Annotated in this window: 24 protein-coding genes; 5 read left to right on the top strand and 19 right to left on the bottom strand. The window is 62.6% G+C overall.

Annotation, left to right across the window (positions count from 1 at the left end; genetic code table 11):
- Positions 1 to 54 precede the first annotated feature (54 nt).
- The 5 genes from NP503_RS29325 to NP503_RS29305 all read right to left on the bottom strand — a co-directional run bounded on the left by NP503_RS29325 (position 55) and on the right by NP503_RS29305 (position 3,048).
- A complete protein-coding gene (locus NP503_RS29325; RefSeq protein WP_127269702.1) occupies positions 55 to 1,041 on the bottom strand; it encodes a serine kinase in 987 nt (328 codons plus the stop codon).
- A complete protein-coding gene (locus tag NP503_RS29320) occupies positions 1,038 to 1,472 on the bottom strand; it encodes a lasso peptide biosynthesis B2 protein (RefSeq protein ID WP_127269700.1) in 435 nt (144 codons plus the stop codon). Before NP503_RS29320 ends, NP503_RS29325 begins: the two co-directional genes overlap by 4 nt.
- A complete protein-coding gene (locus NP503_RS29315; RefSeq protein WP_164748961.1) occupies positions 1,472 to 1,759 on the bottom strand; it encodes a PqqD family protein in 288 nt (95 codons plus the stop codon). The genes NP503_RS29320 and NP503_RS29315 overlap by 1 nt, the downstream gene beginning before the upstream one ends.
- A 441-nt stretch (positions 1,760 to 2,200) precedes the next feature.
- Positions 2,201 to 2,839 carry a DUF2259 domain-containing protein gene (locus tag NP503_RS29310; protein ID WP_236383307.1) on the bottom strand — a complete coding sequence of 213 codons (639 nt, stop codon included), beginning with the start codon at positions 2,837 to 2,839 and terminating at the stop codon, positions 2,201 to 2,203.
- A gap of 5 nt (positions 2,840 to 2,844) precedes the next feature.
- Positions 2,845 to 3,048, bottom strand: coding sequence for a hypothetical protein (locus NP503_RS29305; protein WP_236383301.1), 204 nt, complete (start codon positions 3,046 to 3,048; stop codon positions 2,845 to 2,847).
- 143 nt (positions 3,049 to 3,191) lie between these two features.
- Here NP503_RS29305 and NP503_RS29300 point away from each other — a divergent pair, with 143 nt between their 5' ends.
- The 3 genes from NP503_RS29300 to NP503_RS29290 all read left to right on the top strand — a co-directional run bounded on the left by NP503_RS29300 (position 3,192) and on the right by NP503_RS29290 (position 7,301).
- On the top strand, positions 3,192 to 5,099 hold the full coding sequence (locus NP503_RS29300) for a propionyl-CoA synthetase (protein ID WP_127269156.1): 1,908 nt from the start codon (positions 3,192 to 3,194) through the stop codon (positions 5,097 to 5,099).
- Positions 5,100 to 5,212: 113 nt separating this feature from the next.
- Entirely contained in the window at positions 5,213 to 6,295 is a 1,083-nt protein-coding gene (locus NP503_RS29295; RefSeq protein ID WP_127269155.1) for an acyltransferase, read from the top strand.
- A gap of 247 nt (positions 6,296 to 6,542) precedes the next feature.
- Positions 6,543 to 7,301, top strand: coding sequence for a metallophosphoesterase family protein (locus NP503_RS29290; RefSeq protein WP_127269154.1), 759 nt, complete (start codon positions 6,543 to 6,545; stop codon positions 7,299 to 7,301).
- Positions 7,302 to 7,377: 76 nt separating this feature from the next.
- On the opposite strand, the gene NP503_RS29285 is transcribed toward NP503_RS29290, so the two are convergent.
- The 6 genes from NP503_RS29285 to NP503_RS29260 all read right to left on the bottom strand — a co-directional run bounded on the left by NP503_RS29285 (position 7,378) and on the right by NP503_RS29260 (position 15,078).
- Positions 7,378 to 9,765, bottom strand: coding sequence for a polysaccharide biosynthesis tyrosine autokinase (locus NP503_RS29285; RefSeq protein ID WP_127272247.1), 2,388 nt, complete (start codon positions 9,763 to 9,765; stop codon positions 7,378 to 7,380).
- Positions 9,766 to 9,990: 225 nt separating this feature from the next.
- A complete protein-coding gene (locus NP503_RS29280) occupies positions 9,991 to 10,887 on the bottom strand; it encodes a UTP--glucose-1-phosphate uridylyltransferase (RefSeq protein ID WP_127269746.1) in 897 nt (298 codons plus the stop codon).
- 74 nt (positions 10,888 to 10,961) lie between these two features.
- The gene (locus NP503_RS29275; protein WP_127269744.1) at positions 10,962 to 11,930 is read right to left on the bottom strand and encodes a glycosyltransferase family 2 protein; all 969 of its coding nucleotides are present in this window, start codon (positions 11,928 to 11,930) and stop codon (positions 10,962 to 10,964) included.
- The gene (locus NP503_RS29270; protein ID WP_127270881.1) at positions 11,920 to 12,870 is read right to left on the bottom strand and encodes a glycosyltransferase family 2 protein; all 951 of its coding nucleotides are present in this window, start codon (positions 12,868 to 12,870) and stop codon (positions 11,920 to 11,922) included. Before NP503_RS29270 ends, NP503_RS29275 begins: the two co-directional genes overlap by 11 nt.
- Positions 12,870 to 13,865, bottom strand: a complete 996-nt coding sequence (locus NP503_RS29265; RefSeq protein ID WP_127270879.1) for a glycosyltransferase family 2 protein — start codon at positions 13,863 to 13,865, stop codon at positions 12,870 to 12,872. The genes NP503_RS29270 and NP503_RS29265 overlap by 1 nt, the downstream gene beginning before the upstream one ends.
- 40 nt (positions 13,866 to 13,905) lie before the next feature.
- Entirely contained in the window at positions 13,906 to 15,078 is a 1,173-nt protein-coding gene (locus NP503_RS29260) for a glycosyltransferase (protein ID WP_127270877.1), read from the bottom strand.
- Between the two features lie 185 nt (positions 15,079 to 15,263).
- On the opposite strand from NP503_RS29260, the gene NP503_RS29255 reads away from it, so the two are divergent.
- Both NP503_RS29255 and NP503_RS29250 read left to right on the top strand, forming a co-directional pair.
- Positions 15,264 to 16,760 (top strand): lipopolysaccharide biosynthesis protein, encoded by a 1,497-nt coding sequence (locus NP503_RS29255; protein ID WP_127267652.1) that lies wholly within the window; start codon positions 15,264 to 15,266, stop codon positions 16,758 to 16,760.
- A 52-nt stretch (positions 16,761 to 16,812) separates the two neighbouring features.
- Positions 16,813 to 17,835: a phosphoribosyltransferase family protein gene (locus NP503_RS29250; RefSeq protein WP_127267653.1), complete on the top strand. Its 1,023-nt coding sequence runs from the start codon at positions 16,813 to 16,815 to the stop codon at positions 17,833 to 17,835.
- Positions 17,836 to 17,853: 18 nt separating this feature from the next.
- On the opposite strand, the gene NP503_RS29245 is transcribed toward NP503_RS29250, so the two are convergent.
- From NP503_RS29245 to NP503_RS29210, 8 genes are all read right to left on the bottom strand, one after another.
- Positions 17,854 to 18,933, bottom strand: coding sequence for a glycosyltransferase (locus NP503_RS29245; RefSeq protein ID WP_127267654.1), 1,080 nt, complete (start codon positions 18,931 to 18,933; stop codon positions 17,854 to 17,856).
- 74 nt (positions 18,934 to 19,007) lie between these two features.
- The gene (locus NP503_RS29240; RefSeq protein ID WP_127267655.1) at positions 19,008 to 19,457 is read right to left on the bottom strand and encodes a hypothetical protein; all 450 of its coding nucleotides are present in this window, start codon (positions 19,455 to 19,457) and stop codon (positions 19,008 to 19,010) included.
- Positions 19,458 to 19,470: 13 nt separating this feature from the next.
- Positions 19,471 to 20,913 (bottom strand): GMC oxidoreductase, encoded by a 1,443-nt coding sequence (locus tag NP503_RS29235; RefSeq protein ID WP_127267656.1) that lies wholly within the window; start codon positions 20,911 to 20,913, stop codon positions 19,471 to 19,473.
- A 92-nt stretch (positions 20,914 to 21,005) separates the two neighbouring features.
- The gene (locus NP503_RS29230; protein WP_127267657.1) at positions 21,006 to 22,337 is read right to left on the bottom strand and encodes a UDP-glucose/GDP-mannose dehydrogenase family protein; all 1,332 of its coding nucleotides are present in this window, start codon (positions 22,335 to 22,337) and stop codon (positions 21,006 to 21,008) included.
- 67 nt (positions 22,338 to 22,404) lie between these two features.
- Entirely contained in the window at positions 22,405 to 23,262 is an 858-nt protein-coding gene (locus NP503_RS29225) for a family 16 glycosylhydrolase (RefSeq protein ID WP_127267658.1), read from the bottom strand.
- Between the two features lie 149 nt (positions 23,263 to 23,411).
- Complete coding sequence (locus tag NP503_RS29220; protein ID WP_127267659.1) at positions 23,412 to 23,810, bottom strand: hypothetical protein; 399 nt, start codon at positions 23,808 to 23,810, stop codon at positions 23,412 to 23,414.
- 290 nt (positions 23,811 to 24,100) lie between these two features.
- Entirely contained in the window at positions 24,101 to 25,123 is a 1,023-nt protein-coding gene (locus tag NP503_RS29215; RefSeq protein WP_127267660.1) for a glycosyltransferase, read from the bottom strand.
- 95 nt (positions 25,124 to 25,218) lie between these two features.
- Positions 25,219 to 26,349, bottom strand: coding sequence for a nucleotidyltransferase family protein (locus NP503_RS29210; RefSeq protein ID WP_127267622.1), 1,131 nt, complete (start codon positions 26,347 to 26,349; stop codon positions 25,219 to 25,221).
- Between the last annotated feature and the right edge of the window lie 49 nt (positions 26,350 to 26,398).

The following is a 26,398-nucleotide window of genomic DNA, read 5'->3' as shown; positions in this document are numbered from 1 at the left end:
CTATCCCCACGCCCTTGGGAACAAGGAATAGCGGCCCCACGTTGCCTGGGGTATTCAGTCCCGAGTCGTCAGAGCGGCGCTGATCAGTGCCGCAGCGTCAGCCGGGCGCGCGCCCACCTCCAACCGGAAGGTCGGCACCGCATTGACCACCCCGGCGATGGTCGCCAGCCGGCGTTTCTGCATCGGCAGCAGCCCGGTCATACCGGTGCGGACGTTGTCCACCGCCAGTGCCACCATTGCGTCGGTGCCGGCCATGGCGACGAGCCGGCTCTGGCTTCCGGCGGAACGCGCCAGGTGCAGAAGGGCCGCCACCGGCCGGGCGGACGCGTTTTCCACCCGGATGATATCCTCCAGCCGTTCTAGCGAGATGGGCTGTTCGCCATTGCGATCCCAGGTCTGGCCAAGGCAGGGCGCCACCTGCGGGATCATCTCCGCGGTCTTCCGATGGATCTTGACGGCGCGCGGCAGACCCCAGGCGACGACCTTGCCCGAAGTGGCATGCACGATCATGGCGTCGTCGGAGCAGAGGCCAAAGCCCTGTATTGCCAGCGCGAGTGACGTCGTGGTCTTGCCGGTGCCGCTCGGAGCATGGATCAGCACCACCGCATCGCTGTCCGGCAACGTCAAGCCGGCAGTGTGCAGCATATGCTGGCCACCGGCGTCGAGCGCGGCGTCGAGCACCAGCATTGCCGGTGTCCACGCGGCTTTCGCGCCAGGGCGGATCCGGAGTTCGGCCCAGCCCGCCACGCCGTTGATGGCAACGGTCTGACGCTCGGGAAAGACCAGATGGATGATACCACTATCCTCGAACATCCGGCAGGGACCATCCTCCGGCACCTCGCCATCGAAGACGAGGGATCCGTTGGGTGCCTCGTCCAAGGTGTCTGTCTCGGCGATTTCGAGACGAAAGTCCGGCTCGACGGGTTCCGCGATACGCAGGCTGCCCAGCATCCGGTCGAAATCCTGCCACAGCTCCGGGCGCTCGGCCGATATGCCAAGGATCAGGCCGTTGAGGCCATAGCAGGCTGAAGGTCTGGTCAAGCGGGACGCGCCTTTATGGCATCGGCATGATGACGATAGATTTCGACCATGCCGGGAAGCTTGTCGCTGACCACCGGCCTGCCATCGAGGCAGACCCAGCAATGCGCTGCCAGGCGCTGCGCTTGCATCGACTGCGGATCGATGCCGAAGCGCAGGTCTGGATCGAAGCCGGCCAGGCGCAGGAAACGATGACCTAGCAGACCCTCCCTCAGGCACCTGCGGTCACGCATCAGCCAGGGACGGCGGACGGCGCGGTTGACGCTGGCGACTATGTAGGCGGACGGCAGACCGCGATAGGGCGTCGACGAGGCGAGCGGCGCCCATTCGAGCACCTCCTCGAAGCTCCGGTTGATGACCAAGACCGGCATCAGCCGCGCGCTTGCCCAGAGATGGCAGCGAAACAGAGCGCGCAGGAGCGGGCCGTCAGTCATCAAGCACCTGGCGCGGCGAGGATACCTTCAGAGATCAGATCCGCGGCCAGTGCCGCCATGTCCTGATCGAGCGTCCCCTTGTCGACCTCGAACTCCTCGCAAAGCAGATCGACGATCTGGTCGAGGTTGCGCGCGCCGTCCACCTTGCCGAGAAAGGCTTCGGTCGTGCCGTTGCATGTATAAAGCTGGCCGCTGCGCGCCAAAAGCACGACTGCGCCATCGCCCACATGCTGCACCGAGGCATCCTCGGCCAGCCGCAGAACGGTTCCAGAGACTATTTCCACCACGCCCCTCCAAGCCACGCTCATCCCGGAAATCAGATAGCGCGGAGGTGGAGCGCTGTCTATCAGCCGATCATGGGAGCCCAGTGCACGGACCAACGGCTTTGCTGACGGATTCTCCGCGCCAGTCGCGTTAGAACCTGCTCGGTTGCGTCTTCCCGGCCGCATTCGTCCCAGAAATAGTCATCGATGAAATGTGACAAGCAGCGGGCCTGCCGGCAGCGGACGTTGCATTTCTTCCCCTAAGTAAGGTAAAACCTGTCTGGGTATTGGGGAGATAGCGTATGCGTTACAATTGGGAGCGGGCTCCGACGAGCTTCGAACGTCACAGAAAAGCGCTGGCCACAGCCATTTTGATCGCTGGCGGCATTGGCCTCATGCTTGTGGCCCTGCCGATCTAGAAACAACCTTCAGACACAGCGGCTGCCGGCGCCTGGGCGTAACCTCTCAGCGTGGCTGCCCGGCCACCGCGAGGAAGCGGCGATCGCGCCCCTCGAAACCCTGGCTGAAACGCTGCACCAGCACAACGATCACCGCCGGCTTGCCGGCCGGGGTGAGTTCGTAGGATTCCGACAGGCTGTAGGAGGTCGGGCAGTTTCTTGAGCCCGGCACGGTCTTGTCCTCGTGCAGGATTTTGAACGGCTTGCCATCCTGGCCTTGCAGCGTCAGCCGGAAGCCGAGGGCCTTGCCCGCCTTCTCACCCTGAAGTGGCTTTTCCTCTTGAAGTAGCTGGTCGCCTTGCCGCGTCACATCGAAACTCGCCGAACAATCGCTCGTGCTGGCCGCCAGGATTTCGTCGAGCTGGATGGTCGAAATGCCTGTTTCGCCATGGAGCGGCGCCAGCCATTTCTGCGACACCTGCTCGAGGTGAGAAATGTCGTTGTAGGCAACCATTTCGCCCGGAAAGGTGAACTTGTCGGAAGCCGCCTGCTCGGCTGGGGATGTGATGGCATATTGGGCGAGAATGGGCGCCGCCTGAGCGGCGGCCTGCGCCCTCGCCTGCTCCAGCGTCAGTGTCGCCTCCTCCGTCTCGTCGACGACGAGGATCGGCTTACCGCCAACGAGCTGATCCGTGCGGGTATCGATGATGTCTATCTGCGACCAGCCAGAGTCCGAGGCGCCGGCGTCGAGCGTTCATATTGCTCGAAGGCGAAATAAGCGCCATCCGGCGAAAAGCCGATGATGTGCCGTGCCGCGGCATCGCCAGCCTGAGCGGTTCCAGCGGAGATCGCGAGCACGACACCCATGACCAATGGGAGCGCAAGGCGCCCGATGATCCGCACAGCAGCAAACATCCCCACTCCAATCTGGAATCGCAATTTCATAGCTGCTTGCCCCCAAGCGCCAGGTCGATATCGGCCGTACAATGGCGTGCATTTGCGGCCAAGGGTAGAGCGCGCTATCTGGAGGGAAGAAAATCATTCCTGGGGAGGTATGGATGGCTTCACGCTATCACGAGGTCTATGAAGGCTGGAAACGCGACCCGGAACGCTTCTGGGCGGACGCAGCCGGCGCCATCGACTGGTATTCGCCCTGGGACAAGGTGTTCGACGCCACGGCTGGCGTCTATGGCCGCTGGTTCACCGGCGCCACCTGCAACACCTGCTACAACGCCATCGACCGCCATGTCGCGGGCGGGCGCGCCGACCAGATCGCGCTGATCCATGACAGCGCGATCACAGGAACGATCAGGAAGTTCACCTATGCCGAGTTGAAGCGCGAGGTGGTTGCACTCACCTCGGTGCTGAAGAACCGTGGTATTCGTAAGGGTGACCGCGTCATCATCTACATGCCGATGGTGGCCGAGGCGGCCATCGCCATGCTGGCCTGTGCCCGCATCGGCGCCGTGCATTCGGTGGTCTTCGGCGGCTTTGCCTCGCATGAGCTTGCCACCCGCATCGACGACGCCAGGCCGAAGCTGATCATTTCGGCATCCTGCGGCCTGGAGCCAGGCCGCGTCGTCGCCTACAAGCCGTTGCTCGACAAGGCGATAGAGATTTCCCGCCACAAGCCGGACGCCTGCCTGATCCTGCAGCGCGACCAATTGCGCTGCGAGCTGAAGGAGCATTTCGACATCGACTACGCCGATGCCGTCGCCCGCGAACGGGCAGCGGGCGCCAATGTCGATTGCGTGCCGGTGCTGGCCACCGATCCGCTCTACATCATCTACACATCGGGCACGACCGGCCAGCCCAAGGGCATCGTGCGCGACAATGGCGGCCATATGGTCGCGCTGAAATGGACGATGGAAAACGAGTTCGGCGTCAAGCCGGGCGAGGTGTTCTGGGCGGCGTCCGATGTCGGCTGGGTGGTCGGCCATTCCTACATCGTCTACGGACCGCTGCTGCATGGCTGCACAAGCATCCTGTTCGAAGGCAAGCCTGTGGGCACGCCCGATGCCGGCACCTACTGGCGGGTGATAGCGGAGCATGGTGTCGTAGCCCTTTTCACCGCACCGACCGCGTTCCGCGCCATCAAGGGGCAGGACCCGAAGGGCGAGTTCATTGCGAAATACGACCTCTCGAAGTTCCGCACGCTGTTTCTTGCCGGCGAGCGCGCCGACCCGGAAACCATCAAATGGGCGGAGCAGAAGCTGAATGTGCCTGTGGTCGACCATTGGTGGCAGACCGAGACCGGCTCGCCGATGACGATCAATCCCGCCGGCCTTGGCCTGCTGCCGGTGAAATACGGCTCGCCCGGCGTGCCGATGCCCGGCTACGACATCCGCGTGCTCGACGATGCTGGCCATGAGGTGCAGCGGGGCACGCTGGGCAATGTGGTGATCAAACTGCCGCTGCCGGCCGGCTGCCTGCCGACGCTGTGGAATGCCGATCAACGGTTCCGCCAGGCCTATCTCGACGAGTTCCCCGGCTTCTACAAGACGGCGGATGCCGGCATGGTCGACGAGGACGGCTATCTCTACGTCATGGCTCGCACCGATGACATCATCAACGTCGCCGGCCACCGGCTGTCGACCGGCGCCATGGAAGAGGTGCTTTCGGCCCATCCCGATGTCGCCGAATGCGCGGTGATCGGCATTGCCGACGCCATGAAAGGCCAGGTTCCGCTGGGCTTCGTGGTGTTGAATGCGGGTGTGACCCGCGATATCGGCTCTATCGAGAACGAGGTGGTCGGTCTGGTGCGCGAACGCATTGGCCCGGTCGCCGCCTTCAAGACGGTGGTGACGATCAAGCGCCTGCCCAAGACGCGTTCGGGCAAGATCCTGCGCGGCACCATGCAGAAGATCGCCGACAAGGAAGAATGGACCATGCCGGCGACGATCGACGATCCGGTCGTCCTCGACGAGATCACCAAGGCCCTGAAGGAACGCGGAATCGGACTTTGAGCCACTGAAGGGTGGGCCGCGGACGACCTTTTCGATCGGCAAGCAATACTTTTATTGTGCGACGCAGCAATGCACCCTAAAGTCGTTCGCGGGGGGACATCGACAAAGGTCGCATGGCTCAGCAGAAGATTACATTTGGTGGCGTAGACATCCTGCGCTTTCTCGCCGCCGTCATGGTCATGGTCTACCACTATGGCTTCTGGGTGTGGGCGTATCCGGACGGTGTTTCGGCGCGCGCCACGGGCGGCGTTCCCCCGCAGCCGGCAATAGGCGCCTGGGTCGAATCCGGCTGGGTCGGCGTCCAGATCTTCTTCGTCATCAGCGGTTTCGTCATCGCCTTCAGCGCCGAAAGGTCGACACCCCTGCAGTTTTTCGAAGCAAGGGTGAAACGGCTGGCGCCGGCGGTTTGGATCTGCGCCCCGGTCACCGCGGTGGTGCTGCTGCTTGTCGGCCTCAGTTGGCCGACCGATGCCGTCATCAGGCTCCTACGCACCGGCCTGTTCGTTCCGTACGCGCCTTGGGTGGACAGCGTCTACTGGACGCTGGGCATCGAGATCGCCTTCTATGCCATCGTCTGGATCCTGCTCAGCTTTGGCCGCTTCCATCTGATGGAGATTGTGGCCGTCGCCATCGGCTTGGTCAGCACGTTGTTCTGGTGCCTCTACTACCCGCTCGGCTGGGCCGATCTTGCCGAAACACGCACACTCGACCTGCTGCTGGTGCATCACGGCGTTTTCTTCGCCACCGGCGTCATGCTGTGGCTGATGCGCTTCAAGGCGGTGACAGGCGCCCGACTTGCCTTCTGCGCCCTGTTCCTGGCCGGTGGTGTGCTGCAGATCGCCAGTTCGGTCGACGTTCATATCCTGAAGGTCGGGCGGGATATGCCGTTCGCGCCGCCGATCCTCATCTTCCTCATTGGCATCGCGCTGATGGCATGGTCTCTGCGGCTCAACCTCTCTTGGAGCGGCTGGCGCCGGATCGGGCTGATGACCTACCCGCTCTACCTGCTGCACGATGTCGTCGGCGCGGCCCTGCTCGGCATCCTGGTTCGCGCCGGTCTGCCACATCTGTTCTCGATGGCGGTCGTCGGCGCGACGATGATCGCGGCAAGCTGGCTGGTGGCGATCGAGGCCGAACCACGCATCCGGCTGCTGCTCGACCACACCGTTTTCCGCTATCGGCTCAAGGCAGCCTGACGACGATCCGGCAGACCGGGCCGGCTGCCGACCTAAAGCATGTCGCGCCTGAGCGGATTCAGGCCCGCTTCAGGCCTTTGTTTCCACAGATCGTTCTCCCAAAACCGAGCTCATTTCTGAGCAACATGCATTTGCGGTCCCGACCCGGCGGGGCTGCATTTTCCACGATTGCGGAATTCTCCGTTTCGGGCATGATAACAGGCACTTATGCCTTCCGTATGAGAGCTTGCCTCGAGACGCCCCGCACGTGACCCTGTTCCAGCGAAAACCCCGGATCGCGGCGCGTGCGCGCCTCGATATCGACATGCAGGACGCCGTCGTCTATGCGATCGGTGACGTGCATGGCTGCTACAAGGAACTCCGTGCCCTGGAGCAGAAGATCCTGCTCGATTCGCTGCGCTTCCAGAGCCGCAAGATCATCGTCATGCTTGGCGACTACATCGACCGGGGGCTTCAGTCGGCCCGGGTGCTGGATCACCTCGTGGCGCCGCCGCCGAAAGGGTTTCAGCGCATTTGTCTTGCCGGCAACCACGAAGTGGCGATGCTGAACTATCTCGACGGAAATCTGTCCCGCAAGCCCTGGCTGGCGACGGGCGGCCTGCAAACCCTGTTTTCCTATGGCATCGATCCGGCGCGCCTCGCCAGCCTCTACGGGAGCAGCGCGCAGATCGACCGACGCATAAGGGAGATCATTCCAGACGATCACGTCAGCTTCCTGCGCGGGCTGCCGATCATGGTCCGTTCGCGGAAGTTCGTGTTCGTCCACGCCGGCATCAGGCCCGGCGTCGACCTTGCGGCGCAAACCGACCACGACCTGGCCAACATCCGTTCGGACTTCTTCGAGGCAACGCACCTGCTCGACCGCTGGGTGGTGCACGGGCATACTCCGGTGGACGTCCCGAAGCTCGAAGGGCGCCGGCTCGGCATCGACACAGCCGCCTTCCAGAGCGGACGCCTGACCGCCGTCAGGATCGCCGACAAGCAAGGCAGGCTGATCTTCTCCTGACGCGCATCGATATTCAGGTGTGCTGACCTGAAGATCGATACACTTCAGAGAGGGTCCACTCGCGCAACGGTCGACGTCACACCGGCGCCTTGCCGCGCACTTCCGACTTTTCCAGATAGTAGCTCGAATATTTATCAAAGAATTTTTCCGACCCGCCGAACGATCCGTATTTGGCCAGTTTCTTCAAATCGACCTTGTTCAGCACCGCGCCGACGATCTTGTTGGCGACATAGGGTTCGGATTCCAGCATCGACCTGACCATCGCGCGTGGGGTGCGCCCCCACTCGGTGACCAGTACAAAACCGTCGACCAACGGCGCGAAGGCCTTGGCGTCGACCACCGGTCCGAGCGGCGGCAGATCGACGACGATGTATTCGAACGTCTCCTTGGCGTTCTCGATGAAGCGTCGCATGCCGGCCGAGGAGAGAAGTTCGCTGGTATGCGAGAAATGACCGCGCAGCACCGCCGGGATGATCGCCAGCTTCGTCTGCCTGTCGATCTTGCCGACGGACTGCCAGGTCTGGCCACTGACCACCGCTTCCATCAAGCCCTGCTCGGTTTCCATGCCAAGGCCCCGGCTGAGGCCGGGATTGCGCAAGTCGCCGTCGATCAGCAGCGTCTTGGAGCCATTGGCGGCGAGCAAGCCGGCGAGATTTGCCGCGACCGTCGACTTGCCTTCGCCGGGAAGCACCGAGATGACGCCGATGACGCGGCTGCCTTGCCCTTCCATCACGACGTCGAAGGCGATCTTGGCGCTTCGCAGCGTTTCGGAGAACATCGAGGCTGGAGAATCGATGCTGACCCGCATGCGCGCCCGCCTTTCGGCCGCCGACAGCGATTGGGTGGTCTTGGCGTCTACCTGGGTCTCGCCCGGCTTTTCTTCCTTGCCGAGCTTGCCGCCGATCGTGGGGAGATAGCCGAGGAATTTCAGGTTGACGCGGTCGCGCACGTCCTCGCCGGTCCTGAAGAAGCGTTCGTTGAACTCGTTCAGGCCACCAAAGCCGGCGCCCATCAGCAGGCCAAGCACCAGCGAAAGCCCGAGCACGACGATTGTGCGCGGGCTCGAGGCCGCCATCGGCATCGAAGCGTCGGAGATGATGCGGATCTTGCCGACAGGGAAGGATTGCTGTTGCGCGGCTTCCTCATAGCGGCCGAGGAATGTCTGGTAGAGCGTGGTGAGCGCCGTCGCCTGCTGATCGAGTTCACGCAGCTTGACTTGCGTCTGGTTGTCGACGGAACTCTTGCCCTGTGCGGCCGCGACGTTGGCCCTGAGCGCGGTCTCGCGTGCCTGCGCCACCTCATATTCGTTGCGATAGCTTTCGGTCAGCTGCTTCAGCTCGCCGAAAATCTGCGTCGATATGTCGGCCTTCTCCTTGGAGAGAGCCACCGCCTGCGGGTGCTCGGGGCCGAAATTCGCCTCGACGTCCTGCAGACGCTTGGCCACCGTGAGATAGCGGGTCTTGAGCGCCGATATGACCGAGCTGCTCGGCTGGTCGCTCGATATGGCGGCATCCTTGAAGGCGTTTTCGGAGCCGCTGTCGACAATGGCTTTGTACTGCTGGTAGCGGGCGCTGGCGCGCGCGGTGTCGGCCTGCGCCACGATAAGCTGGGCGTTGAGGTCGGAAAGCTGCTTGTCGCTCATCAGCTGGCCGTCGCTGTTGGCGGCCAGCCCGTGTTCGGCCCTGAATTTCTCAACCGCAAGCGAAGCTGCCTGCGAGCTCTGGCGCAGCTCCGTCAACCGGCCCTGGAGCCAGACCGCAGCCCGCTCGGTGGCATCGAAGCTGGCATCGAGCTGATCGGCGAGATAGGCATCGGCGTAGGCCTTGGTGATGGCGTTTGCCAAGGCCGGGTCCGTCGCCTGATAGCCGAGCGCGATGACGTAGCTTCGCCCGATGCGCGTTGCCCGCACCTCGCTCTGCAGCTTGAGGATCGCGTAGTCGCGGCGCGACGTGGCGATCAGCGCATCGCGGGCGGCCGGGTCGAGCTTGCTGAAGTCAGTGCCACCCGGCATGGAAGAGCTGGGGCGGACATACTGGATCAGGCCGCGGATGAGGCCTATGCCTTGGGCAAGCGCCGACTGGGGCGGATTCATGAATGTGTCGTTCTGGTCGAGCTTCAGCTTGTCGACGACCACGGCGGCAAGCCGCGTCGAGGTCAGGATCTCGATCTGGCTCAGGATCGCCGAATCGGTCTGCATGGTTGTCGACGTCGCCGAAATGTCGTCGACGATTTTGTTCAAGCCCTCATCGATCAGCACGCTGGCGACCGACTGATATTTAGGCGGCGTCGTCTGCAAATAGAGCAAGCCCAGGAAGAGACCGATGACGGCACACACGGCAACCACCTTGGCCTGCCGTGCGGCCATGCCAAGCAGCCGCTCGATATCGATGAAGTCTTCGCCGTCTCCTGCGTCCGAATTCGGCAATGGCATCCTCTTGTCGAGAGGAAAGTTGGCATAATTCATCTTCGGTCCAATTCTAGAGCCGGTCCATCGCAATGGACTCTATCTCACTGTTTCAACATGATCTTTTCCGGAAACCGGGACCCACTTTCCGGGATCATGCCTTGGCTTGCAGGCGCCTCGAAGATCGGGAGCATCGCCAGAAGCGAAGCAAGCGTCGTGCCAGACGGCGAGAACCTGCCGGCCCCTCTTCGCCGGCCATCTGACCATGCTCCCGAAAGATGGGCATTATGCGGCTTCTTCCTGGCGTTCATGCGACCGGACGAACTCCTGAAGCATCTCGAAAACCGGACCCTTCATGTCGTCGCGCGCCAGCGCGAAGGCGATGTTGGCCTGGATGAACCCTTCCTTGGAACCGCAGTCGAACATGCGACCCTTAAAAGGCTGGGCGAAGAACGACTGATCCTTCGACAGACGAACCATGGCGTCCGTCAATTGAATCTCGTTGCCGGCGCCGCGCTGCTGATTGCCCAGAAGCGCGAAAATCTCGGGCTGCAGGATGTAGCGGCCGTTGATGTAGAAGTTCGACGGCGCATTGGCCGGCGCCGGCTTCTCGACCATGGCCGTCACCTCGAAACCGCCACCGATCTCGGCGCCACGGCCAACGATGCCGTATTTGTTGGTCTCGCTCGGTTCGCAACGCTCGACGGCGATCACGTTGCCACCCGTGCGCTCATAAAGCTCGACGGTTTCGGCGAGGCATCCGCGCCCGCCGAAGGACACCATGTCCGGCAGCAGCAAGGCGAAGGGCTCGTTGCCGATAACCTCGCGCGCGCACCAGACGGCATGGCCGAGGCCTTGCGGCGATTGCTGGCGGATGAAGCTGGTGGCACCGGCCACAGGCAGCATGCTTTCGAGCGCCTCCAACTGGGTCTTCTTGCCGGTCTGCTCCAGGGTGCCGATCAATTCCGGATGCAGGTCGAAATAGTCCTCGATCACCGCCTTGTTGCGGCCAGTCACGAAGACGATGTGCTCGATGCCCGCCTCGAAGGCCTCGTCCACCGCATATTGCACGACAGGCCTGTCGACCACGGGAAGCATTTCCTTTGGCATCGACTTGGTCGCCGGCAGGAATCTTGTTCCAAGCCCCGCCACCGGTATCACGGCCTTCCTGATTTTCTTCATCGCAAATTCCTTCTGAGGAGATCGACTTCAGTCCATTCACAGGCCACGAAAAATCCCTCCATGTGCCTGCATCTTCACCTCCCCGCCCCAACGGCAAATTGTGCCGCCATTCTTCGCAACCGCACGGCGATCGGCATGCCCATATGCCTGACCGCCGCCGGGTCGCTGAGCGCAGTCCGGATCGCCTTGAGCGGGGACCGCGCCTTGATGTGCTGTACCAGTGACAGAAACGATGCCGCCTTGCGCAGGCTGCGGCCGCGCCGTGCAAACGCGGCCTGCGCGGCCTCATCCATCCGATGGGTTTGAGCGAACACGGCATCCGCCCTGCGCATCGCTTCGACGTGGTGAAGCTCGAGCACGCGCGAGATGGAGCCGCTGCGGATATGATAGGCATAGCCGATATCGGGCTCGACGACGCATTTTCCGCCCTTGGCCAGGGCGCCGGCAAACAGGATGTAGTCTTCGCCGATCCTCAGCTTTTCGTCATAGCGAAGCCGGTGTTCGTTCAGGAACTCGCGCTGGAAGATCGGCTTGAGATAGCCGAGGTTGAACTTGGATTCGAAGACGACGTTGCCGGCGATGTAGGTGGCCAGCGAAATCTCGCGCAAGCCTTCCAGATATTGCCGCGGAAACATCGCGTCCTCGATGACGCCGTCCTCGCGAACGACCTGCAGATTGTCGACGGCGATCTGGGCATCCGCGCTTTCGGCACGAGCGATCATGGCCGCGAGCCGGCCGGGAAAGACCGCGTCGTCGGAATCGAGAACCGCGATCCATCTGCCGCGGGCGGCGTCGAGGCCGGCATTCCTGGCGCCGCCAGGGCCGCGGTTGCTGGCCAGGGCGACGACACGGACGATATCCCCGGGGTAGGCCCGCGCCACGTCGAGCGTCGCATCGCGCGACTTGTCGTCGACGACGATGATTTCGACGCTGACACCCTTCTGGGCGATGGCGCTGGCAATCGCCCGATCAAGGGTCGCCTCGGCGTTGTAGGCGGCAATAACGAAGGAAACATCCGGGACAGAGCTGACGTCAGGCTGCACGCTTGCCTCCCTCCTGTGGCGACGGCTGGCCATAGAGGCGAATTTCGCGGATGCCGACGAGGCCGCTGACGACACCAACATGCATAATGCCGCGCAGCACGCTGCGGTTCCTGCGGACTGGACTGACGACGACCGGAAGTGCCGAGGCGAAGCAATAGATGGCCTTTGCCGAGGCCAGGCCGACCTGCTTGACCAGGCCGATGCTGCTGGCGCTACTGCCCAGGAGATGGCCATGCGTCTGGCCGACGCGAAAGCGGCGGCGGCCGAGCCATTCGAATGCCGCCCTTGAGCGCGGCACCACCTCGTCGACCCACGCCTTGGGCGCGAAGGCGATGCGGCCGCCGGCCTTGTGCATCTGGTCGAAGAATTCGGTGTCCTCGCCGCCGGTCTGGCCACGCGCCAGGCTGAAGCGGCGGCCGCGCAGGCTGTCCGAGCCCATCCGCAGCAGAACATTGCAGGTGTAGCCGGTGCGGATCTCGCCGCGCACCCAGATGGGCAAGGTCGAATGGAAATCGCCGCGCCGCATCCAGTCCGGCGCATCCGGGCGATAGCGCGCCCTGACCGGGCCGAGCACGACGGCGACACCGCTTTGCTGCGCCATCGCGACCAATTCAGCGAGCCATTGAGGCGTGGCCGTTTCGTCATCATCAATGAAGGCGACGAAATCCGCTGTGCTCGCATCGAGGCAGGCATTGCGGGCGATCGAGATGTTGCGCGCCGGGGCATGCCGATAGTGGATCGGCACCGTCAATTCCCGCGACAGCGCCGCCACCAGGTCACGGGCCGTCGGGGTGTCGTCATTGTCGGCGACGATAATGCGGATATCGAATCCCGCCGGCATCTCCATGGCGTCGAGCGAGCGCAGCGTGTCAGCCAGCTCCGGCCGGCGGAACGTGCAGACGCCGATGTCGATGCTGCGGTTCTTTGCCGACACCGCCATCAGGCCACTCCGCGTCGCGAGCCGAGGCCGAGAAGCTGCAGCCAGAAGCCAACCGACCAGCCAAGATGCATGACCATGGCCGAGACACCGGCCAGCGCAACGTCAGCCTTGCGCTGGCGGATAGCCGTCACCAGTCCGTAGCCCAGGCACACCGACACCCACAGCAACAAAGGCACTGCCGCAATCCAATGCACGAATGAGAAGGCCGCAAGAAGAACCACCGGGAAGACCGCCAGCGGCACCATCTGCCGGATCTTTGGGATGACGCGGTGCTTCAGCACATTCTTGGCACGCCCGCGACCGTAGCCGAGATACTGGAAATAGAGGCCTGAGAGCGAGGCGCGCGGATAGTAGACCATCTGCGTCTTGCCACTCATCCAGATCTTGTAGCCCGCCTTGCGCAGGCGATAATCGAGCTCGGCGTCCTCGTTATGGCTGAACGCTTCGTCGTAGCCGCCGACGGCGCCGAATGCCGATATCCGCATCAGTGCATGATGGCCGTGATCGATCCACTGTCCCTGCGAAAGATGCCGATGCTTCGAGCCGCCGGTGCCGAGCTTGGAGTTCTGCGCCGCGGCGGCCGCCTTCTGCACGGCACCGCTGCCTCTGGTCAGCATCGAAACGACAACCGAATCCGCGCCCGTGGCCAAGGCTTCCTCGACCAGCCGGTCGCAATAATCGTCGGGATAACCGCCATGCGCATCGATGCGGATGAGATAGTCGGCACCATCGCCGAAGGTACCGACGGCGAGATTGATCGCCGCGCTCTGGATGCGCCGCTTGTTGTGGAGCAGGATAACCCGCGGGTCCTTGGCAATCACATCCTCGACGATGGAAAGCGTGCCGTCGGTGCTGCCGCCATCGGCGACGATGATCCGGGCGCCAAGCCGGGCGGCCGCGGGCCGCAATTGATCGAGCAGCGCACCGATATGGGCGGCTTCATTCAGGCACGGAATGACGATCAGGCTGGATGAGGGTTTGTCCGTCTGCGTCATCAATCTCTGTCCATCTTGCCTCTGTCCATCCTTGGCCATCCTATGCCAATGCCTCGGCGGCAAAGGAGCCGGGCACGGCCGTCAGGCTGCGCAGCCGCTCGACAAGCGCCCGGCAATCGCTGCGATCGTAGCTCCAGGTCCTCGGATTGCGGGCCAGAACGCGCTCCTTCAGCCTGGCGAAGCGATGCTCTTCCATCTTGCCGAGCACGGCTTCGAGGGCTTCGGGCGACGCCTGCGGCAACAGCACGCCGATATCCTGCTGTTTGAGGAACCGCCCGGTCTCGGTGTTGCCCATCGAGATCGGCACCGCTCCGAAACGGCAGCCTTCATAGAGCCGGTTGGGCAGAAGCCATTCGGAGTTCTGCCCCGCCTCGAAGAAATCGATCGCCCACGAAAAATGGACATCGTTGTAGATCGCCGCCATGTCTTCCGGATTGCGGTAGGGCCCGAGAAACGACAGCCACGGCTCGGCTTCGACAAAGCCGTGAAAGTCAGGGAATTCCGACAAAGCCGGACGTCCGCGCAGCACGATCTCGAAGCGGCCCTCCATGCGGCGGGAGAAATCGGCCAGCAGCTCGAGTGAGCGTCGGCAGCGCAGCGCACCGAACCAGCCGATCCGCCATGGCGGACCGACCGGGCTCTCTTCAGTCTCCGGAGCGCCGGGCAAGATCGTCGCGGCCTCGAAATATTTGTTTTCGACCAGCTCGATGGGTGCCGCAACCTGGCCGAACGGCTTGAAATAATTGGCGATAAAGGCAGGAGAACTGGTCACCAGCAGCTTCACATCCCTGGCCAGAAAGCGCTCGGTGGCGCGCAGCGCCTTGCCCAGGACATCGTTGCGCAGCACAAGCCGATGAATGTCGAGGCACTCGTATACGATCGGAACCGATGCACCGAAGGCTGACCTGGCGCGGCGGGCAAGCGCCAGCATTTCCAGGTTGCGTGCGATGATGAGATCCGGTTTTGGCATACCGCCAAGCTTCGAGCCTATCGAAACGGCTGCTTTGGCGACGGCCGCGAGGCGTTGGCCGAATCGCCCGTCACGCGTCGCGCCGAGGTCGATCGGCCGCAGTCCCTCGATATCCGCAATCGGATTCGCGGTGCGACGGAAGCCGGCCAAAGTGACCTGGGCCCCACCTGCCCTGAGCATCGTGATCCGCCGGCGCACCGCCGGGTCGGAAACGTCGTGCACAAGGTACAAGACATGCAGCATAAAAACTCGACCGCTGTTGGCCCACCCGAGGGAATGCTAGTACAGGTCTTGCTGCATCGCAACATTTTTGGTGCGGCGGTCCACGTTTTCTGTTGCACTGCAAAATTATTGCCGTAGTTTGTGGTCGGCGGCGGTCGTGGATTTTCGGGCTCGGAAATCAACGTAAAAAATCAGGAATCCTGAATTTGGAAGCCAATGCATTCGATCCGCCAGAAGGCTCCTTGCGCAAATCGGTTGGGCGCGGCGCGGTTGTCACGGCCATGGCGCAATCGGTGCGGGTCGCGACACAGATCCTGTCCGTTATCGTCTTGTCGCGGTTGTTGTCGCCACAGGATTTCGGCGTCGTGGCGATGTGCGCGCCGGTGCTTGCCTTTATCGCCCTGTTCCAGGATTTCGGCCTGACCCAGGCGACGATCCAGAAGTCGGGCATCCGGCATGAGGAGGTGAACTACCTCTTCTGGATCAATGTCGCGGTCAGCGCGATCCTGGCTTGCGTGCTTGCGGGTGCGGCGCCGCTGGTTGCCGCCTTCTACGGCGAGCCGCGCGTGACGGGCCTGGTGGCTGCGTTCGGGCTGCAGATCATGGCCTATGGGCTGGGCGCCCAGCATCTGGCGCTCTTGACACGCCGCATGCAGTTCGGCCGGCTGGCCGTCATCGACGTCGCCAGCGCCATTGCCGGGCTTGCGGTGTCGATCGCCTGGACCTTTATCGATCGCTCCTATTGGGCCCTGTTTGCCGGCACGCTGACCGGTGCCGTTTTGCCGACGCTCTGCTATTGGGCGAGCTCGCGCTGGCGTCCGGGCCTGCCGCGCAAGGTCGCCGGCATCGGCGAGCTGATCAATTTCGGCGCCGGCATCACCGGCTTCAACTTCGCCAATTTCTTTGCCCGCAACCTCGACAATGTGCTGATCGGCAAATATTGGGGCGAGGCGCAACTCGGCCTCTATGACCGCGCCTACAAGCTGCTTCTGTTTCCGCTGAGCCAGATCACCAACCCGCTGTCGAAGGTGATGGTTCCGGCGCTTTCGAGGCTGAAGGATGAGCCGGATCGCTACCGCAGCGCCTACCTGCGCGTCATGCCGCTGATCCTGCTGGTGGCGCTTCCCGGCGTCGCCTTCGCCACGGCGATGTCGGATGTGCTGATCCCCTTCGTGCTCGGCGAGCAATGGCGCGCAAGCGCCTCGATTTTCCTGGCGCTCGGCTTTGCCGGGCTGCTGCAGCCGCTCAACAATCCGGCGGGGTGGCTTTTCGTCAGCCAGGGCCGCTCCGGCGATTTCATGCGCTGGGGCATCATAACGGCCGTGACGTCGGTGCTGGCCTTCATGCTCGGCCTGCCCTATGGCGCGCTGGGCGTGGCGATCGCCTATGCGATCAGCGAATATCTGCGGACGCCGTTCCTGTGGCTCTATGTCGGCAAGAGCGGGCCGCTTCAGGCGCACCATGTACTTCGCGCGGCAACGCCGTTCGTGCTTGGCGCCCATCTGGCACTGGCCGGCATCTGGTTCATCAAGCCAGCGCTGCCGCAGCAGCATGTCGTCGCCCTGGCCAGCGGCGCCGTGCTCGCCTACCTCATCACCATCGTCATCGCACTGGCATTCGCCTCCGGCCGCGAAGCCTTGCGCGAGGCCCTCAAGATGCTGCCGGCAAGGCTGCCTGCGGCGGCGGCGCGCGAAGCGCAATAATTTGGGCGTCTTCGACTGCTACGGACATCTCCTCCAGGACCAGGTCTGAACCATGCACTACCGATCGATCTCCGATATGAACGACGCCATTGTCAGGGGCCTGCACCGGCTGCCACGCGACATCGACCTGGTGGTCGGTGTGCCGAGAAGCGGCGTTTTGGCAGCGACGCTGGTCAGCCTTGCCGCGAACATCCCGATGACCGATCTCGACAGCTTCCTGGAAGGGCGTATCTATACGTCTGGCGTCACCAAGCGCCGTGCCGCTCTCGACCGCAAGGTTTCCGAGATGCGCAAGGTGCTGGTGATCGACGACAGCGTCGCTGGCGGCAACGCCATGCGTGACGCACGCGCCCGCATCCAGGCTGCGGGCATCAAGGCGGAGTTCACCTTTGCCGCCGTGTTCGGCCTTGAGCCCCAGCACCAGGAAACCGACCTCGTCTTCGAAGTCGTGCCGCATCCGCGCATGTTCCAGTGGAACTTCATGCATCACAAATTCCTGGCGCAATGCTGCGTCGACATTGACGGCGTGCTGTGCCTCGATCCGACAGAGGCGGAAAACGACGACGGCCCGGCCTATGAAAAATTCCTCAGCGAAGCGCGGCCGCTCCATGTCGCGACCCACAGGATCGGCTGGCTGGTCACCAGCCGACTGGAGAAATACCGCGCGCTCACCGAGGCATGGCTCGCCAAGCATGAGATCAAATACGACCAGTTGATCATGCTCGACCTGCCGAGCAAGGCGGAACGGCAACGGCTCGGCGCGCATGGCAGTTTCAAGGCGGATTTCTACCGCAAGTCCGATGCCATCCTGTTCATCGAGAGCGAGCACGAACAGGCGCTGAGGATCACCGAACTGTCAGGCAAGCCGGTGCTGTGCGTCGAAACGCATATGGTCAGCTTTCCCAACACGCTGTCGCTGCCGGCACTTGGTCAGGCGGCCAGGAACCTGCCGGCAAGGCTGCGGCAGATCAAGTCGCAAGAGGGCCGCAAAAGCGCCGCCAAGACCATTGCCCGCGCGCTGCTTGGCGCCCGCGGCTACGAGACGCTGAAAAGCCGGGTCAAGCGCCCGGCCTGACCTGCTCAGGCGGCGCCGTCAGGCCGCCTGTCGCGCGCGCTGCTGCATGGCCCTGTCCAGTATCGAGAAGAAGGTGATGAACTGGCGATCGGGATCGAGTTCCGGGCGCCCGGCGAAGCTGCGGGCGAGGCTGGAAAGCCGGTCATATTCCTGATTGTCGTTCCACAGCCGCCTGACGGCCGCGACCCAGTCGGCCAGCGGTGCATCATAATCCAGCACCACGCCACCGGAGCCGATCGCTTCGGGCAGACCGCCGCGCCGCGAGCCGACAACGGGGATTCCGCTGCAATGGGCCTCCGACGCGACGCGGCCCCAGGCCTCTTCCCACTTGCTGGGAGCAAGCAGGATCTTCGTGCGGCCGTAGACCGTCTTCATGTCGCTGGTGCGGCTCTCCAGGACGACATTGCCCAAGGGAGCGATCGTCTGTTCGATCCGCGCCCGGTGATCGTCGTCGAGCTTCCAGCTTTCGACGAACAGGAATGGAATTTCGCGGCAGGCGCCGGCAATCCGCACCGCGAGCTCGAACCCCTTTTCCTCATAAGGGTTGATCAGCGTGACGAACTGGCCCGTCGTCGGCGTCGAGTAGTGCGCCGGGTTGATGGTTGGCGGGATCACCACCGCCTCGATGCCGAACTCCTGTCTGTAAGTACGTGCGGTGAAGTCAGAATTGGCGATGTAAAGCGCGGAATGCAATTCGCGCAGATCGCCGCCCAGTTCATGGAACTCGACATTGCGGAGATAGACGACCAGAGGCACGCCCTCCGCCTGCAGCGCCTTGCCGATCGGAACCGATTTGTGACACTGGACCACGGCGACATCGGGCTTCAGCCTGTCGACGGCATAGCCCGCTGCTTCCCAGGGAAACCAGGCCCGCACCACCGGATAGCCGGGATAGCTGTCGACAACCGCCGGCTGCCGCAGCAGCTTCATCTTGGCGCGCGCCTTGAAGCCGAAGACACCATCACCGAACAGGGCGGCGAGCACAGCGGCTTCATGACCGTGCTCGATCAGCTGTTCGGCCAGATGATGCGTGCTCGACTGAACGCCGCCGCTGAACTCGGGCGGGTAGCCGTTGCCGCCTGCAAAGAGAACTTTCATGATCGGGCTCCTTGTCGCATCTCGTATTCCTTGCTCGGAGACAACAGGCAAAGTCCGCCGCCTCGCTTTCGACGTCAGGCAAGTTTCGGCGGCTCCAGATTGGCGAAGGGATTGGTACAGGATTGCCAGCCGGTAAATCGGATCGGGTCGTTGGGCGAACTGCGCCAGGCGTAGTCCGTCAGCATATGGAATTCGGCGACCACCCAGCGGTCGAAATGCACCAGATCTTCCCGCTTTCGCTCGGGCAGCAGGCGGCGTGCTGCGCCCAATTTGAGTTCCTCCACCAGCGTGACGGCGTCGCTTAGTTTTTCGCTTGGAAAGTTCCACGGATTCCTGTTGCGGAACGCCAGCACGAACTGCTGCAGATGCTCGATGCGGATGTTCAACTTGCCAAGGTATTTTTCCAGCGTGACGCGCACCAGATCCTCGTCCGAGAACGAGGAAACGGCGGCGTAGGCGACCCCTGTCGAAACCACTCCGCCAGCCATGACGGCCAGGGCCGAGCGTCTGGAAATCTCGATCATGCGATACCTCCTTTCACGCGATCCGGCTCGCCGCCCGCAAGGACAGCGCTGCCGCGGTCAGGCTCGGGTTGGCGCAGGAGCAGCTCGGATAGGTGCTTGTGCCGACGACGACCAGATTTCTGAGCTGGTGGTGGATCATGCCGCTGTCGATGACCGAATCGGCTGGGCCCGTACCCATCCTCAGCGTGCCCTGGACGTGCGATTCGCTCGGCCGAATGCCGCGGTCGAAGAGCTTTTCGATCGGCAGCGGCGCCAGAAGGCCAGGCAATTTCTCCAGAGCGCGCGTCATGCCCTTCACCGCATAGTCCGATGGCGCCTTGAAGCTGACGAAGGCATTCTCATCCTCGTCAAGCGTGACGAAGTTCTCGGGATCGAGCAAGTCCTCGGTGACCACGACAAGCGGCAGCGCCTGGCGTAGCCGCCCTTTTTCGGCACGCAGTCCGTGCTGCCAGCGGTTCTCGAAATAGACCAGTGCCGCCGCATGCTCCGATCGGTGAGGACCATCATAGAGGCCGAAATTCAGGCCGGTGGTGATGGTGCTGCCGTCGAAATTGTCGACGCCGTCTAGATAGACCTCGAAATTCCAGCCGTAGGATTCATGCAGGCCGCTGCCGACGAATTCGCCGCCCAGGCCGGATCGCAGCATGATCGCCGCGCTCTGGATGGCATTGGCGCCGAGAATGAAGAGATCGCCGCTGACCTGGTATTCCTTGCCGTCATGGCGGAACGTGACCGAACGGACAGCGCCGCCGACGTGATCGAGCCGGCGGACTTCCGCACCGAGGCAGACCGAGACGTCGGGATGCTCGAAGACGTGCATCAACCCGTTGTTGACGGTGAATTTGGCGTCGACCGGGCACAGCCAGCAACGCAGATTGGCACAGCACGAGGTGCGTTGTGATGTCGGCAGCCGCGCCCGCGCGGTTGGCATGACAAAGTGCTGGCCGGGCTGCGCCGCCTTCATCATCCTGTCCGGTGTCGACATGCGATGCGGCGGTTGCGGAAACGGCTTCGAGCGGGGCAGCATCGCCGCCATGTCGGGATCGCCGGAGATCGACATGATGTCTTCCGCGTCGCAATAGAACGGCTCGACGTCGTCATAGCTGATCGGCCAGTCATTGCCGATACCGTAGGTGCTTTTCAGCCGGAAATCATTGGGATGAAATCTTGGCGTCTGCGCGAACCAGCAGTTCGTCCCGCCACCCAGTCCGATCGTGTAGTTCCACGGCTTGTTGGAATTGGTCTTATAGGTCGTTTCGTCTTCGATGTCGGTGTTGACGTTCTGCTCGAGCTGCCATTCATGGGTGTTGTGGCGCCCCCACTCCAGCACCAGAATGCGTGCCTTTCGGCGCTTGGCGAACTCGTGCAGGAAGAAGGCCGAACCGAAGCCGGAACCGATCGCTACGAGATCGAAATGATCCTTGGTGATTTGCTCCGGCTTTACGTCCAGCACCATCGGCTACAACTCCACACAGAAATACGCGCTCAGTCCCAGCGCCCGCAGGCCATGTGCGGACCGGTCTTGCATCCGTCTGCCAGGGCCTGGTCTCATGCCGCCATTCTGCCGATCGAGTGATATTCGATGCCGTGGCGGGCGATGACCTTGGGGTCATAGAGGTTGCGGCCGTCGAAGATGACCGGCGTAATCAGCGCATCCTTCACAGCGTCGAAAGACGGCGCGCGAAAGCTCTTCCATTCCGTGGCGATCAGCAGCGCATCGGCACCGCGCAGCGCCGCCTCCTTGGTGCCGCACAGAAGCAGGTCGTCGCGCAGCCCGTAGATGGCCTGGCATTCCTGCATCGCCTCGGGATCATAGGCCTGCACATTGGCGCCGGCCTTCCAGAGCGCTTCCATCAGGACGCGCGCCGGCGCCTCACGCATGTCGTCGGTGTTGGGCTTGAAGGCCAGGCCCCAGAGCGCAAAGGTCTTGCCTTTGAGGTTGCCCTTGAAATAGCGGTCCACCTTGTCGAAGAGAACCGATTTCTGTGCGTTGTTGCGCTCCTCGACGGCACGCAGCAGCTTGGCGTCGAATTTGACGCCTTCGGCGGTCTTGATCAGCGCCCGCACGTCCTTGGGGAAGCACGAACCGCCATAACCCAGACCCGGATAGATGAAATGGTAGCCGATTCGGGGATCGCTGCCGATGCCCTTGCGGACCTCCTCGATGTCGGCGCCGAGCTGTTCGGCCAAATTGGCCATCTCGTTCATGAAGCTGATCTTGGTCGCCAGCATACAGTTGGCGGCATATTTGGTGAATTCGGCGCTGCGCACGTCCATCACGATCATCTTCTCGTGGTTGCGGTTGAACGGCGCGTAGAGTTCGCGCATCACAGCCTCGGTGTCCTCGCTGTCGGTGCCGACGATGATGCGGTCCGGCTTCATGCAATCGGCGACCGCGGACCCCTCCTTGAGGAACTCGGGATTCGAAGCGACATCGAAAGCCAGGTCCTCGCGGCCTCTTTTCTTCAACGTGTCGGCAATCCTGGCCTTCACCTTTTCGCAGGTGCCGACCGGCACCGTAGACTTGCCGACGACGATCTTGGGTTTGTCCATTTCGCGGCCGATGGTCTCGGCGACGGCCAGCACATATTTGAGATCGGCCGAGCCGTCCTCGCCCGGCGGCGTGCCGACCGCGATCATCTGGATCTCGCCATGCCTGACAGCGGCGGCGGCATCGGTGGTGAACTTGATGCGGCCGGCAGCATGGTTTTCCTTAACGAGGTTTTCCAAACCGGGTTCGAAAATGGGAACCAGGCCCTGGTTGAGCCGCTCGACCTTGGCGGCGTCGATGTCGACGCACACCACCTGATGCCCGACTTCGGCAAGGACCGCAGCCTGCACGAGGCCGACATAGCCAATTCCAAACACCGTCAAATTCATTCGGTTTCATTCCCATGCAAGGCAGCGGACCGTTTTCGGTCCCGCCGGTTCAAATCGACTTTCCCAACTACTTTACACTGCATGCCAGCGATTCCGGAAATTGACAGGGTTCGCCGAGCGCCGTGAAGGCAACCCGCTCGATCTGCAGGGAAAGCTTGCGGCCCGGATCCGCGAACGCTCCCATCCAACCCTTCATCGTATCGCTGCCCCAAAAGCTGAAGAATATCTTCTGTGCATGGCTGGGCAGCTTCGCCGGGTCGGTAATCGTGTTCACCAGCTGGCCGTTGACGTACCATCGCAAGCTGTCCTTCTGCCAGACGAAGGCGTAGTCGTTGAAGGCGTTCTCCGTGCCGCCCGGCACGTCGACCAGCTTCTCGTTCTTGCCCTTGCCCGCGATATAGGCATTGACCTGCACCTTGGAGGTGTCCTTGGTCAGCACCTCGAAGTCGATCTCGTCCCAGGGCTGCTTGTCGCTGGGACCGATATAGGTGAAGAACGCCGCGTTAAGGCCGGAGCCGGTATCGGTCTTCAGCCGTGCCTCATAGGTGCCGTAGCCGAAGCGCTGCTTGGTCTGGATCTCGCCGCAGACGTAGTCGCGATCCTTCAGCGTCTGCTTTTCGAAGCCGAGCGAAAGCACATTATTCGACAGTTCGACCATGCCTTTCGACCAGGTGCAATTCTGATGGCTGCCGTTGTTCCAGCCGTCGGAAACATACCAGCGCGCACGATCGAAGCTTTTGAAATCATCGACGAAGGACGGCGATGTCGGAATGTCCTGGGCGTAGGAAGGGGTTGCCGGGAAACCGCCGAGAGCAGCCAGCAGCAACGCACCGAGCGACCCCAGCCGTCGCCAGGCGGCTTGTCCGGTCCGATATGCGAGAGGCGGCGCGTCAATTGCCGTCGTAGGTTTCGGATTCGACTTCATATCAAACTCACCTTTGCGCTGTGTGTCCCCAACCCAAAGTCGACGTGCGAACCGCTCCTGAACGGGCCAACCTTGACCTTCCCTGTGACCCTCTCGATTGCTTCCCGCCTTGCATCAAATCTGTTGCAACAGTTCCGAGCCTTCACGTTTCAACCTCTGCCGGCGCCTGCCGGCCAGGCGAATTCCGCCGAGGCGGCGGCCGAATCGGCGTCCTCGTCGAAGACCATATCCAGCGAATGACGGAGCTCTTTCATCATGCCGTCCTGGCGCGACAGCGCTGCAATGCGGCGTTCGCAATTCAGGATTGACTGTGTCAGTGCGCTGACTTCCGAAGACCGCTTGTCGGAAGCTGAGCCGTTCTCCATGGCTTCGACCAGGAAGGCGGCGTTGGTCGACGTTGTCCGGTAGCGATTCTCAAGCCCGGTTCTTTCGGCCTCGATCTCGGCCGCAATTTGTTCGAACAGCTTTGCCAGACGATCAAGACGTGAAACATCGGCCTGCCGGTCGCGGGCCGGATCCCTTGATCTGAAACCGAATATCGAGGCCATGGGCTCAGGTTCCTGTCATCGCCGGCTTGTGGGCCGGGCTTCTGGCCGATCCCCGCAGCCGGGGCTCAAAAACTCGCCTTGCATTGTCCTGCTCCTCTGAAGGAGAGACATCGGACCAATCCGATCGGGGGCCAGTTCGGCTGGTCGTCCAATATGCTGCACCGCAACATAGACTGCCATCGTCGGAGCCGCGAGGCAACCACCCAATTCGTAAACTCATAAATCCAGCCGAAATGGTTTGCGTGATGACGTGTCGCGAGCGGACAAACCGCAGGCCTCGGGCCTCGCTCTCAGCGTTCCTTGCCCATGCTGGTTCCAGCCATCAGAAAGCGCCGCGGCGGCACAGGCTTTTGGCTGGACATAAGGCCGACGCGACGAAACAGCGCCTCGAGCTTGTCGGAAGCCACGCCCTGGACGATGGGGACGAGGTTGGACAGGCTGGCGAAAGCGTAAGCCGCGGCCGATGCCAGCCCCCGCTCAGCCTTGACGTCAAGGAAATTGCGCAGCCGATATTTGTCGCGCACGTGCCGTTCATGCCGCCGCAGCACCGCCTTCGAGCCTTCCGGCAGACTGTCGATCGCCAGCAGCGCCAGATCCGCATCGGCCAAACGCTTCAGGTCCTGAGTCTTGTGGCGGCCGCTCAAAGAATCGGCGCGGACGACGGCGCCGTAGCCGCAGGAGCGAATGACCTTGAACCGCGCCCCGCATGCGACTGCGCGGGCGTAGAGTTCATAGTCCTCGCCCAGCCGCAGGCTCTCGTCGTAGCTCAACCCGTGGCGGTGGAGGAAGGCACGGCTTATCACCGGCTTCAAGAAGCCCAGTTCGCCCCTCTGCACGCGGCGCCTGGAGATGTTGCCTTCGACGAAGCGCTCGAAATCGAGGAATTCCGGATCGGCGGCAAATTGCGGCGCGACGATTTTCGTCGCGTCGCCCGTCGCATCATCCCTGATCAGCATGATGTTGTCGGCTGCGAAATCCCAATCGGCCCCGGCAAACAGGTTGCGAAACCGGCCTTCGAGGAAAAAATCGTCGGCATCAAGAATGCTGATGAACGGCGATTTCGAGCCGGCGATGGCTGCGTTGCGGGCAAAGGAGGGGCCGCGATTGACATCGAGGCGCATCACGGAGAGCCGCCCGCTGCCATCATCGGCGGATCGTGCGACATCGGCGGTGTCGTCGGTAGAGGCATCATCGACAACGACGACCTCCGCCACTTCCGGTTCGCGCAACGCGGATGCGATGGCGACGGCGATTGTCGCTGCGGCGTTTTTTGCCGCGATGATCACGCAGACCTCGAATTTCGTCATCGACATGGATTTGCCTCTCGTACAGGTAATATCGATTTGCCCTCGCCCCGTACTCCTTCGATGCCCTACAGAATTGCCATCAGCACCCAATTTGCCTTCATTCAGCGACTTCCCGGCCGCTCGAAGATGCGGCGGCTGATATCGGCGGACGCCGCCCAGCCGGCTTCGGCCAGATAGCGGACCGGCGCGCGGCCGCACAGTTCCCACAGCACCGTTCGCCGCTGTGGCCACCGCAGCGACGGCAGCCATGGCGCGATGACCATGCTGAGCAGATCCTCATTGCCGATGCGCGACAGGATCCTGGTCGCGCGCTGCGACAGCAGCGTGCCAGCGCCGCCGAGTAGCACATCGGCGGCGCGCAGGCCAAGCAGCAGCGTGTCGTCCAAACCTTGTACGGTTGCGGCATCGAGCAAACGCTGCTGATCCCCCTCGTCGAGGCGGGCGGCGCTGGCACCGATATCACAGACGTAGCCCGCGCAGGGTTCCCGGTTGAAAAGTGCCTTGGCGACGCTGATGCAGGACAAAAGCAAAGTATCGGCCACCGAGGTGAACGGCACCGTCGCACCGGCGATTTCGACCTGTCGCTTGCGCCGCAGAAACCCGTCCGCGTCGCGCGGGCTTGGCGAGCCGGGCTGCTGGAGGCGGTAATGGAGATCTACCGTGGACGACCTCGGCCCGTCGTCCCGGGTCATGTGCTGTTCGCCGAGGAAGCGGACCCACCAGACGGAGTTCGACTTGCCTGATACCTCATAACCGATCTGGCGAAGCGCATCACGCGCCCTGAAAAATCCGAGCGGCGAAACAAGGATGTCGACATCGCCGGACGGCTTCATGAAGTGGTCGTCGTAGAGAAGCTGCTGCTGGAACGGACCCTTCAGAAAAACAAAATCGATCTCGCTGGCGCGCAGCACATCATGGACCGCCATGGAATCCATGATGCAGGACGCGTTCATCGAAACCGTCCTCCTGCGGTAGGTGTCGAGCCATCGGAAAAGCTCAGGCGGCCTCTCAAGCGCGGGTGCGCGCGAAAGGGCCTTGAGGACAAAGGTGGCGACCTTGTTCAGCCTGGCGATGTCGGCAATTTTGGCACCGTCCAGATCACGCATCGAAATGTCGCCCGCGCCGGCGTGCGGCCCGGCAAAATACAATCGCAGGCAGGCCTGTACGTAGGCCACCTCGTCGGCACAGCCGGCGGCGCGCAATCGTTCGTATGAGCCGTCAGGCAAGGCCATTTAGCGCACAATCTCCCAAGAAAGCGGTTTGCGCGAACACTTATGCTGC

Source organism: Mesorhizobium sp. SEMIA396 (assembly GCF_024518615.1).
Classification (GTDB): Bacteria; Pseudomonadota; Alphaproteobacteria; order Rhizobiales; family Rhizobiaceae; genus Mesorhizobium.
Note: the sequence above shows the minus strand (reverse complement) of the source record. Positions and strands in the feature narration are given on the sequence as shown.

What these genes read in the sequence shown, in the direction of transcription:
- NP503_RS29295 (WP_127269155.1), top strand. Translation starts at nt 5,213, where the DNA reads ATGGCTCAGCAGAAGATTACATTTGGTGGCGTAGACATCCTGCGCTTT.
- NP503_RS29285 (WP_127272247.1), bottom strand. Translation starts at nt 9,765, where the DNA reads ATGAATTATGCCAACTTTCCTCTCGACAAGAGGATGCCATTGCCGAAT.
- NP503_RS29240 (WP_127267655.1), bottom strand. Translation starts at nt 19,457, where the DNA reads ATGATCGAGATTTCCAGACGCTCGGCCCTGGCCGTCATGGCTGGCGGA.
- NP503_RS29265 (WP_127270879.1), bottom strand. Translation starts at nt 13,865, where the DNA reads ATGACGCAGACGGACAAACCCTCATCCAGCCTGATCGTCATTCCGTGC.
- NP503_RS29220 (WP_127267659.1), bottom strand. Translation starts at nt 23,810, where the DNA reads ATGGCCTCGATATTCGGTTTCAGATCAAGGGATCCGGCCCGCGACCGG.
- NP503_RS29230 (WP_127267657.1), bottom strand. Translation starts at nt 22,337, where the DNA reads ATGAATTTGACGGTGTTTGGAATTGGCTATGTCGGCCTCGTGCAGGCT.
- NP503_RS29320 (WP_127269700.1), bottom strand. Translation starts at nt 1,472, where the DNA reads ATGACTGACGGCCCGCTCCTGCGCGCTCTGTTTCGCTGCCATCTCTGG.
- NP503_RS29260 (WP_127270877.1), bottom strand. Translation starts at nt 15,078, where the DNA reads ATGCTGCATGTCTTGTACCTTGTGCACGACGTTTCCGACCCGGCGGTG.
- NP503_RS29300 (WP_127269156.1), top strand. Translation starts at nt 3,192, where the DNA reads ATGGCTTCACGCTATCACGAGGTCTATGAAGGCTGGAAACGCGACCCG.
- NP503_RS29225 (WP_127267658.1), bottom strand. Translation starts at nt 23,262, where the DNA reads ATGAAGTCGAATCCGAAACCTACGACGGCAATTGACGCGCCGCCTCTC.
- NP503_RS29250 (WP_127267653.1), top strand. Translation starts at nt 16,813, where the DNA reads ATGCACTACCGATCGATCTCCGATATGAACGACGCCATTGTCAGGGGC.
- NP503_RS29270 (WP_127270881.1), bottom strand. Translation starts at nt 12,870, where the DNA reads ATGGCGGTGTCGGCAAAGAACCGCAGCATCGACATCGGCGTCTGCACG.
- NP503_RS29245 (WP_127267654.1), bottom strand. Translation starts at nt 18,933, where the DNA reads ATGAAAGTTCTCTTTGCAGGCGGCAACGGCTACCCGCCCGAGTTCAGC.
- NP503_RS29235 (WP_127267656.1), bottom strand. Translation starts at nt 20,913, where the DNA reads ATGGTGCTGGACGTAAAGCCGGAGCAAATCACCAAGGATCATTTCGAT.
- NP503_RS29280 (WP_127269746.1), bottom strand. Translation starts at nt 10,887, where the DNA reads ATGAAGAAAATCAGGAAGGCCGTGATACCGGTGGCGGGGCTTGGAACA.
- NP503_RS29215 (WP_127267660.1), bottom strand. Translation starts at nt 25,123, where the DNA reads ATGTCGATGACGAAATTCGAGGTCTGCGTGATCATCGCGGCAAAAAAC.
- NP503_RS29210 (WP_127267622.1), bottom strand. Translation starts at nt 26,349, where the DNA reads ATGGCCTTGCCTGACGGCTCATACGAACGATTGCGCGCCGCCGGCTGT.
- NP503_RS29305 (WP_236383301.1), bottom strand. Translation starts at nt 3,048, where the DNA reads ATGTTTGCTGCTGTGCGGATCATCGGGCGCCTTGCGCTCCCATTGGTC.